The 16,132-nt window shown below is 44.9% G+C and carries 10 protein-coding genes and 1 pseudogene; 10 read left to right on the top strand and 1 reads right to left on the bottom strand.

Annotation, left to right across the window (positions count from 1 at the left end; genetic code table 11):
* Window positions 1–48 precede the first annotated feature (48 nt).
* Together AC58UU_RS18330 and AC58UU_RS18325 are read left to right on the top strand one after the other, a co-directional pair.
* Window positions 49–4,692, top strand: a complete 4,644-nt coding sequence (locus tag AC58UU_RS18330) for a discoidin domain-containing protein (protein ID WP_497318025.1) — start codon at window positions 49–51, stop codon at window positions 4,690–4,692.
* Between the two features lie 35 nt (window positions 4,693–4,727).
* Window positions 4,728–4,928, top strand: a complete 201-nt coding sequence (locus AC58UU_RS18325) for a hypothetical protein (protein WP_497318023.1) — start codon at window positions 4,728–4,730, stop codon at window positions 4,926–4,928.
* Between the two features lie 1,164 nt (window positions 4,929–6,092).
* Here AC58UU_RS18325 and AC58UU_RS18320 read toward each other — a convergent pair.
* Window positions 6,093–6,254, bottom strand: a pseudogene (locus AC58UU_RS18320) (DapH/DapD/GlmU-related protein); the annotation flags it as partial.
* 565 nt (window positions 6,255–6,819) lie between these two features.
* Here AC58UU_RS18320 and AC58UU_RS18315 point away from each other — a divergent pair.
* From AC58UU_RS18315 to AC58UU_RS18280, 8 genes are all read left to right on the top strand, one after another.
* Window positions 6,820–7,650, top strand: coding sequence for a helix-turn-helix domain-containing protein (locus tag AC58UU_RS18315; RefSeq protein WP_497318021.1), 831 nt, complete (start codon window positions 6,820–6,822; stop codon window positions 7,648–7,650).
* A 166-nt stretch (window positions 7,651–7,816) separates the two neighbouring features.
* Entirely contained in the window at window positions 7,817–8,827 is a 1,011-nt protein-coding gene (locus AC58UU_RS18310; protein ID WP_497318019.1) for a LacI family DNA-binding transcriptional regulator, read from the top strand.
* Window positions 8,828–8,901: 74 nt separating this feature from the next.
* The gene (locus AC58UU_RS18305) at window positions 8,902–9,078 is read left to right on the top strand and encodes a hypothetical protein (protein WP_497318017.1); all 177 of its coding nucleotides are present in this window, start codon (window positions 8,902–8,904) and stop codon (window positions 9,076–9,078) included.
* A 71-nt stretch (window positions 9,079–9,149) separates the two neighbouring features.
* The gene (locus tag AC58UU_RS18300; RefSeq protein WP_497318015.1) at window positions 9,150–10,895 is read left to right on the top strand and encodes a sensor histidine kinase; all 1,746 of its coding nucleotides are present in this window, start codon (window positions 9,150–9,152) and stop codon (window positions 10,893–10,895) included.
* A 7-nt stretch (window positions 10,896–10,902) separates the two neighbouring features.
* The gene (locus AC58UU_RS18295) at window positions 10,903–12,504 is read left to right on the top strand and encodes a response regulator transcription factor (protein ID WP_497318013.1); all 1,602 of its coding nucleotides are present in this window, start codon (window positions 10,903–10,905) and stop codon (window positions 12,502–12,504) included.
* An 82-nt stretch (window positions 12,505–12,586) separates the two neighbouring features.
* The gene (locus AC58UU_RS18290; RefSeq protein ID WP_497318011.1) at window positions 12,587–13,555 is read left to right on the top strand and encodes an ABC transporter permease; all 969 of its coding nucleotides are present in this window, start codon (window positions 12,587–12,589) and stop codon (window positions 13,553–13,555) included.
* A gap of 11 nt (window positions 13,556–13,566) precedes the next feature.
* Window positions 13,567–14,448 carry a carbohydrate ABC transporter permease gene (locus AC58UU_RS18285; RefSeq protein WP_497318009.1) on the top strand — a complete coding sequence of 294 codons (882 nt, stop codon included), beginning with the start codon at window positions 13,567–13,569 and terminating at the stop codon, window positions 14,446–14,448.
* Window positions 14,449–14,513: 65 nt separating this feature from the next.
* The gene (locus tag AC58UU_RS18280; RefSeq protein ID WP_497318007.1) at window positions 14,514–16,097 is read left to right on the top strand and encodes an ABC transporter substrate-binding protein; all 1,584 of its coding nucleotides are present in this window, start codon (window positions 14,514–14,516) and stop codon (window positions 16,095–16,097) included.
* Window positions 16,098–16,132: the final 35 nt, after the last annotated feature.

The following is a 16,132-nucleotide window of genomic DNA, read 5'->3' as shown; positions in this document are numbered from 1 at the left end:
GTATAAATAAGTAAGCGTTAACAATGCCATTTTATTCGGGAGGGAATCATGCTGAAGAAGTTGTTTATGAAGAAATGGTTCGTTCTATTTGTAATGCTATGCATGATTGCAACTATGCGCATTCCGTCACCGGCCAGCGCAGCAGGAACGACATACTATGTGGATTCCGAAAATGGCAATGATGCTAATTCCGGTACCGACACATCGGCTGCGTGGAAATCGCTCACCAAAATCAATGCGACTGTTTTTAATCCGGGTGACACTATCTTGTTTAAAACCGGAGGAATATGGAACGGACAGCTATCTCCAAAGGGATCCGGAGTAAACGACAGTCCAATTGTGATCGATAGATATGGTACCGGCAGCAAGCCTGTTATTAACGGTGGCGGGTTGAATAACACAGGGACGATCTATCTGGTCAATCAGGAGTATTGGGAGATTAACAATCTGGAAATAACGAATGATGACAACCTGAGCTCCAACGATACGGCAGACGTCAGAATGGGCATCTATTATAAGATTGATACCAATATATCGGGAAGCAACCATGTGTTTCATCACATCTATATTCGAAATTGTTATATCCATGATGTAGATGGGAACGAGAACGGGTCTGCCGCCGGGGCAGGGATCTCCGGAGAAATTGTCGGGCCAAGCACAGCTTCATCTGCTAGATTCGATGACATCCGGATTGAAAATAACACCTTGACGAAAGTAGACCGGACGGCAATCCAGCCGAATAAGTTGAATATTTTCTCTTGTCCTGGTACAGATACTTGCTTCCGAGACGGAGTCCGTAACAATAACCAATGGGGCACGGGTTTCCATGTAGCTAATAATACCATGAACGATATAGGCGGAGACGGGATACTTATGCGGGAGACGAAGGATGCGATCGTCGAACATAACGTGTTGTCTAGCTTTGGAACAAGAGCGTTAACGACCACGGCTGTTGCCGGAATTTGGTTATGGAACGCCAATCATACGATATTCCAGTTCAATGAAGTATACGGAGGGCCTGCTTCGAACCAAGACGGCTGCGCATTTGACTTCGATTATTACGGCATCGATACTGTATACCAGTACAACTATAGTCATGACAATCCGATGGGCACTGTTTTGCTTATGGGAGCGAATGAAAATGATATATTCCGTTACAACATCAGCCAAAACGACGGCTTGGCTTTCCGCCATTTTGCTTATAATGAGACGACGTCGGCGTATCTCTACAACAATATCTTTTATTATGATGGCGCTAATCATAAGATTAACGGAGACAGCAAAGATGAAACAAAATTAGGCTATCATTTCTATAACAATATTTTTTATAACATGAGCACGACAACACCGACGAAATGGGGAAATGGCAACTGGGATCAGCTGACGTTCAGCCATAACATTTTTTACGAAGCCAGCGGACAACATACACAGCAGGAGCCTTTCGATCCATATGGGATGACGGGTGATCCGAAGTTTGTGAATCCCGGTTCGGGAAGTATTGGTCTTGATACGCTGCAAGGGTACCAGCTGCAAACGGACTCTCCTGCTATCGACGCCGGTATCGAAAGTCCGCAAGCTCAAGGAATCAAGGACTTTTATGGAAATATGATCAATGCCGTAAGTCCCGATATTGGTGTTCAGGAATTGACGGGAACTCCTTCCGCAGCGATACGCTTCTATGTACCGCAGCAGCAGATGAGCGCCGTTGTGACAAGCAGCACGACAGGCCATAGCTCTATGAGTGCGGTAGACGGTCAGGATCAAACATATTGGCAATCGGAAGACGGATCGAATCCATCCTTGACGATAGCTTTGGGAGGGACATACAACATCGATCGTGTCATCTACGTTCCTTCAGCAGATGATGCGGCCGGAGTCATTACAAATTACCAGGTGTATACTAGTACCGATGGCGTAGGCTTTACAAAAGTTGCTACCGGCACGTGGGCAAACAATACTTATCGGAAAAGAGCGGTGTTCCCGTCCGTTTCAGCTTCCTATATTAAAATTATAGCATTGCATTCATCGGGACATACTTCCGCAGCGGAAGTACAGGTCGGAATCGGTACAGGAACAAATGGAACGGGGCTTTATACGAAAATATCGCAATCATCTATGACCGCTACAGCTTCAAGTATTTATAATAGTTCGTATGCTGCAGCATTGGCGATTGATGGAAGCACTTCGACCTACTGGTATCCATCTAGTCTTCCAACAGCTGCGAGTCCTCAGTATATCATCCTGACATTGAATCAAAAGTACACCATTTCAAAATTCGACTATAAACCTTATTCAGGGGCATACGCGGTTACAGCGTATAAATTGTACGTCAGTACAGACGGGGTCAATTTCACGGCAATCCCAACCGGTTTCGGCAACCCGGGCACATGGGCAGCGGATTCAAGTATGAAGGTAGCTACCTTTGATCCGGTAGAAGCGACAGCTTTTAAGTTCGAGATGACTGCAACAGGAGGCAGCAGGCCTGCGGTTTTAGAACTAAATCTGTATTTTCCAGATAATTCGGTTCCGGTTCCGGCTCAACCGACCCATCTGACAGCTTCGCCGGTTGATTCACAAGTGAACCTGATGTGGTCGACCGTAACGGATGCGACATACTACAACGTGAAGCGCAGTTCGACCAGTGGCGGACCGTATACGACGATAGCCGCCAACGTAACTGGGGCAACTTATTCTGACACGGGCTTAGCAAATGGAACAACCTATTACTATGTAGTAACTGCAGCGAACAGCGGAGGCGAGAGTTCAAACTCTAACGCAGCAAGTGCGACTCCGGCAGCGCCATTAACTCCTGTACAAGCACCGACACCACCGACCAGCCTGAAAGCAACAGAGGGCAACGCTCAAGTAAGCTTGACATGGAGCACAGTCACCAGCGCAACGTACTATAACGTGAAGCGCAGTACGAACAGCGGTGGGCTGTATACGACGATTGCCGCCAACGTAACAGGAGCAACCTATTCGGATGCGGGCTTACTTAACGGAACAACCTATTACTATGTAGTAACTGCAGCAAACCCCGGAGGTGAGAGTGCAAACTCTAACGCAGCAAGTGCGACTCCGGCAGCGCCTTTAACTCCGGTACAAGCACCGACACCACCGACCAACCTGAAAGCAACAGAGGGCAACGCTCAAGTAAGCTTGATATGGAGCACAGTCACCAGCGCAACGTACTATAATGTGAAGCGCAGTACGAACAGCGGTGGGCCGTATACGACGATTGCATCGAATGTGACGACAACCTTGTATATGGATACCGGATTAACCAACGGTATTACTTACTATTATGTTATGACAGCTGCGAATGCAGGTGGAGAGAGCACGAATTCGACGGAAACTGGTGCAACTCCGTTTTTCAGCAGCAACAACGATAATAATAGTAGCAGCAATACTTCTACAACTACAACAGCCGGCCCGTCGGTAGTGCCGACCAAAGACGGTGTGCAAATTACCAATGTTCAGCCGGTAAGCGACAAAACCGCTGATGGGACATCGGTCGCAAAAGTAACCATCGAAGGGGCTACATTAGCACAAGCGATGGAGCTGCTCAAAGCTTCGACAGGAACGACAGATCAGCGTATTAACATCGAAGTCAAAGGCAGCGAAGCCGTTGGCAAGGTCGAGCTTCCGGCCGCATCCTTGGCGGAACTATTATCCAAAGTACCGGCAGCGGTGTTGTCCTTTAAATATAATGGGGCAACCTATGACCTTCCGTTGAAGGTAGTGGACTTATCTGGACTTGCGACAGCGTTAGGGTCCGCAACGAAAGATATAAAAGTCAGCACTAATATCGAGAAAGTCAGTAGTTCAACTTCCGTTGATATCGAAACGAAAGCCAAGCAAGCAGGTCTGAAACCTATTACCTCGGCTATAGACTTTAGCGTAACGGCTGAAGCTAACGGGAAACAGGTATCTCTGAATGATTTCGGAAAAACCTATGTGACCAGAACGATGGAAATAACAAAAGAGGTAGATGCGAAGAAAACAACCGTGGTTCTATATAACCCGGTAACAGGTACTATGAGCTTCGTGCCTGCGACCTTCTCGGCGTCGGATGGAATTACGAAAGCAAGCATAAGACGTCCGGGTAATAGTATCTACACGGTTGTAGAGTCTGCCAAAACCTTTGAGGACTTGAAAGGCCATTGGTCTCAAGCCGACGTTGAATTGTTGGCATCTAAGCTTGTTATAAATGGAATGACAGAGAGCAGCTTCGCTCCACAAAACGAAATTACTCGCGCACAATTCGCAGCGCTTCTAGTACGTGCCCTGGGGCTGTCGGAAACGAACGCAGCGCAATTTACCGACGTGAAAACAAATGATTGGTTTGCAGGAGCCATCGGTGCTGCAAGCAAAGCCGGGTTAGTGGATGGCTTTGAGAACGGCACATTCCAGCCGGATGCGAACATTACTCGTGAGCAAATGGCTGTGATGATCACACGTGCAATGAACATTGCAGGCAATAAAGCAGCTGCTGATGCGAAAGGCTTAGCCGGATTCACAGACGCAGGGTCCATCAGTGAATGGGCTAAGGAAGCTGTAACACAATCTGTGAATGCGGGAATCATCAATGGTGTGACCAATCAGACCTTTGTACCGAGCGCGAAAGCAAGCCGAGCCGAAGCGGCGGTTTTGCTGAAGCGTTTGCTCCAGTATGAACAATTCATAAATTAATATTGTAAAAAACGGAGTCCAGCGTTTGAACGCAAATGTGGCTCCGTTTTTTATATGCTGTCAAACCAAACATTTTATTGAATCGTTCCGGCAATCATGACATCTTGGGACGATCTGCCTGGTACGTGCCTAAATGGCTGGATCGCATGCTGCCAAATATCGATGTCGAAGGCGAAACGGTCATGAAAGAAGCTGAAGCGAAAAATATCCAGAAAAAAAGACTGCAATTAGAATAAAACAAGACATTCGTTGCCTAATTAAAAATGGATTCGTACGATTCCGAGCGAAAATAATGCACCCTAGCTTTGGATGGAGGATAGCGATAAAGGCGCTTCTATCCGGTGTACACCCTTAGGACGATATCCTACATGTTGGCTGATGCCACAAACATCTGCTAGTAAAAAGATGATGCTAAGCCACATTTCTGTTCCTTGAAGTCCTGTTGATTCTTGTTGAACCAGCTGAAAGCTAAAACCACGCTCGTCAACCCAGAAATCCAGTACCTTTTCCAGATGACGCATTGCCCATTCTTTAATTTCCTCTTTGCGATAATCGGTTTGTTTGAGGCATAGCCATAGTGGGTGAACAACGTCGAGTACATTACAAGCGTTCAGATGGTCAAAACGGAAAAACTGTTGATCTCGACTATGTGCTAGAACGGTGTCTATGGTCTTATCTGGGTAGGGCAATGGGATATCGAACTGGGCGTAGGTGGCACGAGTTAAACGATAGAAGCCATTAACGGGTTGAAGCCAGGTCTCTGCATCTGTCGGTAATCCCCATAAACCGGAAGTTCGACTAACATGCGTTTGCAGCCATCCGAACAGATCATCAGGCCGTTTTTTTGATTCAAAATGTTTGAGATTAAGGTATAAACCAGTTGCATAAGAATCGATCCAATCGCCGCAACTCCATGCATTATTGTCCCATGGTAGAGATCCCAGCTTTGTATATAACTGCTCCGTACTCATGTTTTCAACGACATGAATGGGATGAAGTAGACTTGCACCAAGGACCTCTAACGCATATCCTACAGCTAGCAAATGATAGCGAGAGAGGTGGTCAGAGAGTAAATGCGGTTCATACAGATTAGCATCTGGGGGTGACCAAGGGTCAGGTAGTAGTCCAGTACTTGAATCCTGAAAACTTTGCAATTTTACGATCAGTTCCTCTTTCGTCCAACCGGGTGGTAGTGCGTTAAACAAAGCTGCGATTTCAACGGCATCACAATAGGCTCTTGCAGTTCTTTTAAATCCTGGACGGTCCTGAAAAAATGTTTCCTTGGGTGTAGAAACTAAGTAATGGTGAAGCAAGGGATCAAGTTGTTCTTTCACTTTGTTGCCGAAGTTCTGCAATTTTTTCTCTATCGGTTGCTTGTCCGAATTCAATGGTGCTTCGGTGTTAAGCCTGCTGCGAATGACCTTAGCTGGATTTCCCCCGACGATACTATAATCGGGAACATCTTTTGTCACGATAGCACCGGCGGCAATGATTGAATGCGATCCAATTCGTACCCCGTCGAGAATGACCACATTAGCTCCTATCCAAACATCATCACAAATATGAATACCTTTCGAAGTACAAGGTTGCTTGAAAATAGGTTGGTGAGTGGTTTCGTAACCATGATTAAATCCATAAATGCATGCATGCGATGCAATTCTTACACCGTCACCCATTAAGACTTTTCCTGTAACAACCGCATAAGAATTAATGCTACAATCTGCTCCCATAATAAGTGAAGTATTACGAACTATGGCTCCTCCAGCTATGTAACTACGGTCTCCCATTTGGAATTCATCCGGAAAAAAGATGGCCTGTGGAGAAACGAAGCAATCTTTACCGAAGCTGCAGGAGTAAGTCTCTGCTAAACGTTGCTGTATTTGTTCTTGTTCATGAATTTCTATTTCGGTTTTTGTTATCCAAGGCATATAATCTATCTCACGATATTTAGCTTGATTCCAATCCATGTAAGTCCACTCCTATCCTTGCTTTCATTGTCAAACTCACCTTTATCTTATCACCTAATCAGAACCATAGACATGGAATTAAGTATATAAAACTTGTCAAAAACGCCTTTATAGCCTAAGCTCAATCTATCATTAATTTGATAGACAATAAGGAGCCTACATGGAAGAAAAATTAAATAATATGGCAATCCGTATTCATTGGATCAACGATAAGCAGACTCCTCCTGAATGGAGAGATATTCGGAAAAACGTTGGAGTTCATAGCTTTTATTGGATTCGTGAAGGAAAAGGGATATTCCGAACAGAAGAGAAAATTTCGATTGAATCCGGCATGCTGTTATATTTAAAACCAGGTTTAGAGATGACCATGGAAGGTGATCGAGACAATCCGTTGCGAATTACAATGGTACTGCTGTCACTTATATCCGTTACGATGATTTCTCAAGGAGCGTATGAGGTAACTGATCTTCCAGAATTAGAACTGCCATTCATGTTGAAGTGTGAGGACAGTATGGCAAAAAAATATGACAACCTATTTAAAGAGCTATCGGAGGGATGGGTTCCTGGACAGCTTGAGAGTGAGCTTTTGACCAAATCACTGCTATATAATCTTTTGCATGAATTGCATAAGCAAAATAGCCCCGAACTTATACGTAGAACTTCGGCCTTAAGTATGTATATCAAAGTGAAGGATGAGTTGGATCGGAATTATAGAGAGGGTATTCGGTTACATGAACTAGCTGATCGATACCAAATTTCAATTTCATATCTTCGCAGTCTTTTCCAAAAGCATACAGGAAAGAGTCCCAAAAGCTATTTGAAAGATGTACGCAATGAACATGCCAAGAAGCAATTACTATATACAGAGTTGACGGTGAAAGAGATTGCTGAAAACTGCGGATATGCGGATGAGTTTCATTTTAGCAAAAGCTTTAAGCATTCTAATGGCATGCCACCCAAGCAATTTAGAAATAAAAGAGGATTGGATTGAATTCATGGGATGGAGCAATCGTTGGATTGCATCATGAAAGTAGTCAACGTAGCTACCCTTTGGAAGCGTTCTATATAAATATTGACAGTCTTCGTCAAAATAACTATGATCATTTTATGTTAAACGTTTACGTAAATAAATATTTTTAAAGAAGGTAGTCTCTAATATGAATCCTCCGACAATAAAAGATGTAGCCAAGGCTGCTGATGTATCTGTCGCAACGGTTTCCCGGGTGCTTCATAATTTGGCGGGATATTCAGAAAAGACAAAACAAAAGGTTATGCAAGCGGTGGAAGAATTGGGGTACCAGCCTAATGCAATTGCCAGAGGGCTAATTAACAAAAGGACTCAGACTATTGGTGTTCTGTTTCCGAATGTGTCTAGTAGCTTTTCATCAGACATTCTTCACGGCATTGAGGAAGTTGCTCACGAGAAAGGTTTCAGTGTTATTGTGTGTAACACGGCTGAAGATGGTAAACGGACATTGAAGTATCTGCAGGTGCTTCGAGAAAAGCAGGTGGACGGGATTGTCTTCACGAGTGAAGTTCTTAAGGATGAGTATTATCAAGCGATTAAAGAAATGAGAGTTCCAGTCGTACTCGTGAATACGATGTCACAAAAGTATATGATTCCTTACGTCAAGGTCGATGATCGTCAAGCTGCCTATCAGGCAACAGACTATCTCATTCAGAAAGGTCACCGTAAAATCGCCATGATCGGAGGCACGCCTAGGGACCAAATAGCGGGTATCCCACGTATGGATGGTTACCGGCAGGCTCTGAATGATAATGGAATAGAGTATGTCGAGTCACAAGTTGCCTATGGGAATTTTTCGCTAGAAAGCGGCAGAGAAGCAATGGAAAAGCTGTTGGTAGAAGCCCCTTCATTTACGGCTTTGTTCGCAGCAAGTGATGAGATGGCCATTGGAGCGATGGGGATTGCCATGGAAAAAGGCTTGAAAATCCCGGATGATATTTCGATAATTGGGTATGATGATCTCAGTTTGGCTAGCATGGTATTTCCGCCGCTAACCACAATTCATCAGCCGCTAACCACGATGGGGCGCCTTGCATCAGAAAAGCTGATTAGTCTAATCGAAGAAGATTCGGATAAAGTGTCCAGCAGCATTGTGAGTCATCATCTTGTGGAAAGACAAACAGTTCGTCAGAAGCTTTGAGATAGGCTTCTTTTTCTGAAAGGTTAGTAAACGTTTACTCTATTATACGGAGATCAATGCCGAGGAAGCGCAGAATGACCCGGATTCTGTTCGAGGCACCAGTGACCTTTGAGCTTCCAGCTTCGGTTGCATCTACGTCGAGCGAACAGTTCATAGGCAACTATGAAGCAAAGGATGACTGGGATCTGCGCCATTTGGAGCTACGCCCTTACGAAGCCAAGTATTCAATCTTAAGTGAGAGGATGTTTTGAAAAGCCCAAACTATAAAAGTATGGGTTTTTCTTTGTTTAACCTCTTAAAAATCATGCTGCGGGGGTTTAAGATGAAAATAAAAACGAATACGCTTGGTTCCCGTTTCATTATTCTTTTTTCTGCGGTCACGCTTCCCCTCTTGCTATTTCTCTTCGCGGCAGGTCATTATGCCAAAGACGTCGTACTGACGCAGGTTGCCAATTCCTATCAGAATTTGGTCAATTCCAACCTCGATATGATCGACAGGAGCTTGGATGATATTACCAACAACATGGTGTCTATCGTTGATCATGATGAGAATTTTCAGAAGTTCGGACGGACCGGTTTATCGGATTCCGAATATTATTTTGCTCAGATGGAGCTAATTCAGAAAAGTCAGATTTATCGCTCTTATTACCATACGGTAGATATGTTCTATGTTTATTCCAGGTCCAATGATTTGTTGGTTACAACCAACATTCTCGGCACAACGGAACACCATATGGACCAGGTAAGGGAATGGATAACGGATTCCCTTCGTCGTCCTGAAGCGCTTAAGTCCTTCATGTATGAATGGTCCGTCATCCGTATTGGTGATCAATATTTCTTGCACCGGGTGGTTAGTGATGGTCTAAGCAACAATGCCTATATAGGAGCCTTGATTAATGTCAATACGTTAAAGATACCTCTGGGGAATCTCAACCTTAAGGAAGGAGGGGATGTTCTGTTCGTCGGCGAGGACGGAACCGTTCTGTCCGACCTGTCTTCACCGTTGAGTACGGAATTCCGGCTTCCGGCTGACAAATTGACAATAAATACGTCCTTTTCATTCTCAGACGGCCAAAGGAAGCTTTTCGTCATCACCAGCCGTTCCCCAAAAAGCAAAATCAACATGGCTGTTGTCCTTCCGAGTTCAGAGGTGCTGAGGGGATTGAATAATTTTCAAATCATCATCAACTTGCTGCCGCTGTTTGTGCTCGCCATTCTCCTTTTTTATTTGTTTATGCTCCGCAGAATTATATATAATCCCATTCTTCAATTGCTGGGAGCCATACGTCGGATTAGAGAAGGGCATTTGGAAGCAAAGCTGCCGAACTCGCAAATAAGTGAATTCGAAACCATCAATCATACCTTTAACAGTATGGTCGAAGAAATTAAGGATCTGAAGATCGATATATACGAAGAGCGGTTGAATGCGAAAAAGGCGGAGCTGAAACACCTGCAAACTCAGATTAATCCCCATTTTTTTCTGAATACCTTGAATATCATCTTTCAGTTGGCGGATTTGAAGCGGTATGAATTGGTGAAGAAAACGGTGCGCCATATGGTGCAATACTTCCGTTTTATGCTTAGCACGACAAAAGATACGATAACGCTCTCCCAGGAGCTGGAGCATATTCGCAATTACTTGGAAATTCAGAAGATGCGTTACCAGGAATCGTTCGCGTTTGAGATCAGGATTCCGGAGGAACTGCTTAACGCACGTATCCCATCCCTGATCATTCAACCGTTTGTGGAGAATGCGATGATTCATGGCATGAGTGTCAAAACCGCGCCTTTTGTTCTGCAAATCCAAGTGAATCGATTGGAAGACACCCAGGGTATGATGTGTATTGAAGTCCGGGATAATGGGAAGGGGATTGCTCCAGGGATGCTGGAGGAGTTAACCTCCGAGAGTTATGCTCCGACTTCGGAAGACAACCATATCGGCATATGGAATGTAAAAAGACGGGTGGCTATTCGCTACGGAGACAAAGCACAAATCACCTTCTACCATAACGAACCCAAAGGATTTGGAGTTCAGCTATACCTGCCGATAGATTACACGAAGGAGTGAGATGGATATGGCTCAGATGTTGGTTGTGGACGATGAGAAATTTGCGGTGGACGGCATTTGCCATTGCAATGACTGGCAGACTCTAGGCATAGATGTCGTACAAACGGCCAATCATGCCGATGAAGCAAGAAAAATCATGCTGGAGCACCGGATTGACATCCTGATTTGCGATATTGAAATGCCGGATGAGGATGGGCTGTCCTTGGTCCGTTGGGTGAAAGAGCATTCTCCACATACGGAATGCTTGTTTCTGACATGCCATTCCGAGTTTGCCTACGCCAAACAAGCCATTAATCTGGGGAGCTTCGATTATTTATTAAAGCCCGTCGATGGGGATGAACTGGCTCTAACGGTTACGCGTATGTTGCAAGCCATCAAAGAAAGGGAGGAGAACTCCCAGTATAACGAGATGTATCAGAAGTATCTGTCGCTTTATAAGAAGCAGCAGCCTTTGCTTGCGGAGCGGTTCTGGCAGGAACTATTGTCCCGCCGCATATTATCCTTTGGCGATTTCCTGGAGCGGGCGCTTCAGGATGCGCAAATCGAATTGGCATCCAATGATAAGGTTCTGCCCATTCTGATTAGTATCGAAGAATGGAAGAAACCGTTGGATGCTCGGGATCAGGAAATTATGGAGTATGCGGTAAAGAAAGCAGCGGGAGAGTTGTTTCTTTCCGAGTTTTCCGGCGATGTCATCGTCGACAAGAACGGGATATTATTCGTCATGGTTTACAACCCGGGATCCGTCTTGGACACCGACTTGTGGTTTCAGGCAGGTTCCCGATTCATTGAAGTGTGTCGGGAATATTTCTACTGCCAGGTCACATGCTATATCGGCCGGTTTGCATACCCTCAAGAGTTGCCCAGACTTTGTGAGGGATTGAAGAATATGGAGCGAAATAATGTAACCCTTACACAATCAGTTATCCTGTACGTTCCGCAGACCGACTCTTCCATTGCTCTGACGATCCCGGACAACATGAATGTTCTTGAGTGGTCGAATTATATGTTGACCGGGGAGCGAGAGAAAGTGATCGAACTTATTCACCGGACTGTTGAAAAACTAGAAGCAAACGCTAATATTCATCAGCAGCAGATTGAGGCTTATTATCATGACACACTGCAGATTGTCTATAATTTTCTCCACGTGAAAAGCATCAGCTCCAATCAAGTTCCCCATTTTCTTATGTGGGCATCTGCCCAAATCCGCACCTTGTCCCAATACAAGCATTGGGCCGAGAACTTGGTTTCAACCGTCATGGATGCTGTATTTGCAACCAAAGAAATGGACGGGGTGGTTCAGAAATCGATCCAATATATGAAACAAAACGTGGAAGAGGATATTTCGCGGGAGGATGTAGCTGCCTTCGTATCACTTAACCCCGCTTACTTGTCCCGTCTCTTTAAGAAGGAAACCGGACAGACCCTGATCGATTACCTCATAGAAACGAAGATGAACAGGGCGAAGCAGCTCCTTGACTCGACTAGGATGACCGTCAGCGCCATAGCGCAGCAAGTGGGTTATTGCAATTTTTCACATTTCACCAAGATGTTCAAGAAACAATTCAGCGTCAATCCACAGGAATATCGAAAGTCACAAAACGACTAGAGCGAGGTTACAAAAACGGTGGGGAGGATCGAACTGCGGCAGTATACTAAGGACATATAAAACAAACAAGTAGGTGGAGCATATGGCCGCAGTTGAAACATCGGTATTGAAGGAGACAAAAACACGCACCAGGTCGAAGAGTGCACTTGGGAAGCTGTGGAAGTTCCGGGCACTATTCATTCTTGCTTTGCCTGGTGTGTTAATGCTTTTTATAAACAACTATTTGCCCATGTTCGGTATTTTTCTGGCGTTCAAGGATTTGAATTACACGAAGGGCATCTGGGGAAGCGACTGGGTTGGCTTCAAAAACTTCGAGTTTTTGTTTGCCTCCAACGATGCATGGATCATTATTAAGCACACGCTTCTTTACAACGTAGCCTTCCTTGTGATCAATACCGCATTGGCGGTGTTTCTCGCTATCCTGCTGAATGAAGTGAAGAACCGCATTTTATCCAAAATTTTTCAAAGCACAGTGATTCTTCCTAACTTTATCTCCATGGTTATTGTCGGCTATCTGGTGTTCGGCTTCCTGAATCCAGAGCTGGGGTTTATTAACAAGTCCATATTGGAACCAATGGGAAATGAACCAATCGCTTGGTATGCGTCTCCAGATTACTGGCCATATATCTTGACAATTGTAAATACTTGGAAGTCGGTCGGATATGCGGCTATCGTGTATTTGGCGGCTATCATCGGAATTGATCAGGAATATTATGAAGCGGCGTTGATTGATGGTGCGGGTAAATGGAAGCAAATGACGAAAATTACGATTCCTTTGATAACACCTGTCATTATCATCCTGACCCTTCTAGCCATCGGCCGGATTTTCAATGCGGATTTCGGATTGTTCTATCAAGCTACCATGGCGTCCGGGATTCTGAAGGAAACGACGGAAGTTATTGACACCTATGTATATAACGCATTGCTGGTAACAGGTGATACGGGACTGGCATCGTCCGCAGGTCTTCTTCAGTCCATCGTCGGCTTCGTGCTCGTCATCTCGGTTAACTTCATTGTGAAGAAATTCAGCAAAGAAAATGCGTTATTCTAGGGGGGCGGAACATGGCAGCGAAAAAAGGTACAAATCCGTTTATCTTGATCATCTTAAGTCTCTTCAGCTTGGCTTGTATCATTCCATTCTGGCTAGTTCTAACCGTGTCTATATCCGATGAGAACTATGTGACGAAACACGGTTACAGCTTCTGGCCCAAAGAACTGGATTTTGTAGCCTACAATTATCTCATTCAGGATTCTGAAAATATCCTTCGTGCTTACGGGGTTTCCATACTCGTCACCATAATTGGAGTAGCTGTAAGCTTGTTTATTACTTCCGCGATGGCATACGCTTTGTCGCGGAGTGATTTCCCTTACCGAAACGCCCTTAGCTTTTACGTCTTCTTTACGATGCTGTTTTCGGGCGGGTTGCTTCCCTGGTATTTGGTCTATACGCGCTTCCTTCATGTGCAGGACACGCTGTTCGCATTGATCCTTCCAGGGCTGATAGGCGGATTCAACATATTCATTATCCGGACGTTTTTTACGAACAGCATTCCCCCATCACTGATCGATTCCGCACAGATCGACGGCGCCAGCGAGTACAGAACCTATTTCAGCATCATTCTTCCACTTTCGCTGCCCGTGATGGCAACAATCGGCTTGTTCACTATCGTATCTTACTGGAATGACTGGTTCACAAGCCTTGTTTTCATCAAAAATGAGAATCTGTATTCCTTGCAGTATTTGCTCAATAAAACACTGATGAATGCCGCATTTCTTCAATCCATTGCCAATAAGGCTTACAGTAACACAGCCAATGTAACGCAGCCGCTTGAATCCATACGTATGGCAATGGCGATGGTTGCGATTGGACCGATGGTGCTAGTATTCCCCTTCCTGCAGAAGTATTTCATTAAAGGCTTAACGGTAGGCGCAGTCAAAGGCTAATTCCGGCTCGTCCGGTTTAGTATATAGAACAGAAGAAGAGTGAACTTAATAGGGAGGTTTAACCAATGAAACGGTTTAAAAAAAGCTCTGTGGTCCTAACGTCGGTTATGCTTACGGCAGCGCTGGCGGCAACGGGATGTTCAAGCAAGAACTCGGGTACAGAAGCTTCCAGCTCTCCACAAGCATCCGCAGCTGCAACAGCCGGTACTAAGGCGCTTGCGCCATACGAAGTCGTTATGGTTTATCCCGATGGTCCGCAGAAGGATTTGGGAATCGTCCAAAACGCAATGAATGATTATTTGAAAAAGACATACTCGGATTTGAACATGACGGTAAAGCTGAATCCCATCGATTGGGGCGCATGGAGCGACAAAACGAATCTGATGATGGCTTCTGCCGAGAAATCGGACTTGATCTTTACCGCTGACTGGATGGGCTTCCAACAGCAGGTATCCAAGGGAGCTCTTCTCCCGCTTGATGATCTGCTTGCCAAATACGGCAAGGATATTGAGGCAGTTGAGAAAAACTATCATGATCCGGCAAAACGTGGCGGCAAGCTGTACGGCATCCATACCCATCAGGAATTGGGCGGCGCACAGGGGATTAATTTTGATAAAGCGTTAGTGGACAAATACAAATTTGACCTGAGTGTTCTGAAATCGGGTGATCTTAAAGATTTGGAACCCATGCTGAAGACGATTAAAGAAAACGAGCCTAATGTAACACCGCTCGTCGGGCCCAGCTTTCCGCTTGAAGCCTTTTACTCCTCAGGCAGCTTGGATACGATTGGAAGCGTAGCTGCTTTAAATGCGAAGAACGCAGATCCTAAAGATTTCAAAGTCATTAATTTATATGAAACACCTCGATATATGGAGCTAGCTAAGTTAACCAACAAATGGTTTAAGGCGGGCTATATCAACAAAGACGCACTTACTGCAGGACTTGATCCTTGGAAAAAATTCCAAGCGGGGAAAGCTTTTGCACTGGTAGGGGATGTCGAAATCCTAGCGAATATGGAAATTGGCTCCATCTCAAAATCGCCGAACGCGTCTTCAAGGTCTGGAAGAGAGATTCTTCAAGTACCTTTAAATATCGACAGGCTGCAGACCGGTAAAATGACTGCAACGATGCAGGCCATTTCCAAAACATCCAAAGACCCGGACCGCGCTATGATGCTCTTGAATTTGTTCTTCAAGGATAAAAATTTGCTGACCTTGTTTAATTATGGAGTCGAGGGCACGCATTATGTGCTGAAAGACGGCCAGATTGGTTTACCGGGAGGTAAGACATCAAGTGATGCCGGATTTTATCACGATAATATGTGGCAAATCGGAAATCAAATGCTGAACTACACTCGCGTAGGCGAAGATCCGAAGAAATATGAGAATTATGAGAAGTTTAACCAAATGGTTTCGAAGAACCCGTCCCGGATGTTCGGATTTGTCTTTGACCCGGAACCGGTAAAAAATGAAATGATTGCCATCGATAATGTAGCCAAAACGTTCGCAGATGGTCTTAAAGCGGGTCAATTAGACCCGGAGGAAAATCTTCCGAAGTTCCTTGAGAAACAAAAAGCGGCAGGCTCTGATAAAATTATCGCCGAGGCGCAAAAGCAGCTTGACGCTTGGCGTAAAGCAAGCGGCAATTAAGTAAGACGCTGGAAGGGTATAATCCTTGGGGGTTA

This window comes from Paenibacillus sp. JT22N1, assembly GCF_059692155.1.
Note: the sequence above shows the minus strand (reverse complement) of the source record. Positions and strands in the feature narration are given on the sequence as shown.

Bases quoted from the DNA above. Each gene is read 5' to 3' on its own strand.
- AC58UU_RS18285 (WP_497318009.1), top strand. From the start codon at position 13,567: ATGGCAGCGAAAAAAGGTACAAATCCGTTTATCTTGATCATCTTAAGT.
- AC58UU_RS18280 (WP_497318007.1), top strand. From the start codon at position 14,514: ATGAAACGGTTTAAAAAAAGCTCTGTGGTCCTAACGTCGGTTATGCTT.
- AC58UU_RS18305 (WP_497318017.1), top strand. From the start codon at position 8,902: ATGACCCGGATTCTGTTCGAGGCACCAGTGACCTTTGAGCTTCCAGCT.
- AC58UU_RS18310 (WP_497318019.1), top strand. From the start codon at position 7,817: ATGAATCCTCCGACAATAAAAGATGTAGCCAAGGCTGCTGATGTATCT.
- AC58UU_RS18290 (WP_497318011.1), top strand. From the start codon at position 12,587: ATGGCCGCAGTTGAAACATCGGTATTGAAGGAGACAAAAACACGCACC.
- AC58UU_RS18325 (WP_497318023.1), top strand. From the start codon at position 4,728: ATGTGGCTCCGTTTTTTATATGCTGTCAAACCAAACATTTTATTGAAT.
- AC58UU_RS18315 (WP_497318021.1), top strand. From the start codon at position 6,820: ATGGAAGAAAAATTAAATAATATGGCAATCCGTATTCATTGGATCAAC.
- AC58UU_RS18300 (WP_497318015.1), top strand. From the start codon at position 9,150: ATGAAAATAAAAACGAATACGCTTGGTTCCCGTTTCATTATTCTTTTT.
- AC58UU_RS18330 (WP_497318025.1), top strand. From the start codon at position 49: ATGCTGAAGAAGTTGTTTATGAAGAAATGGTTCGTTCTATTTGTAATG.
- AC58UU_RS18295 (WP_497318013.1), top strand. From the start codon at position 10,903: ATGGCTCAGATGTTGGTTGTGGACGATGAGAAATTTGCGGTGGACGGC.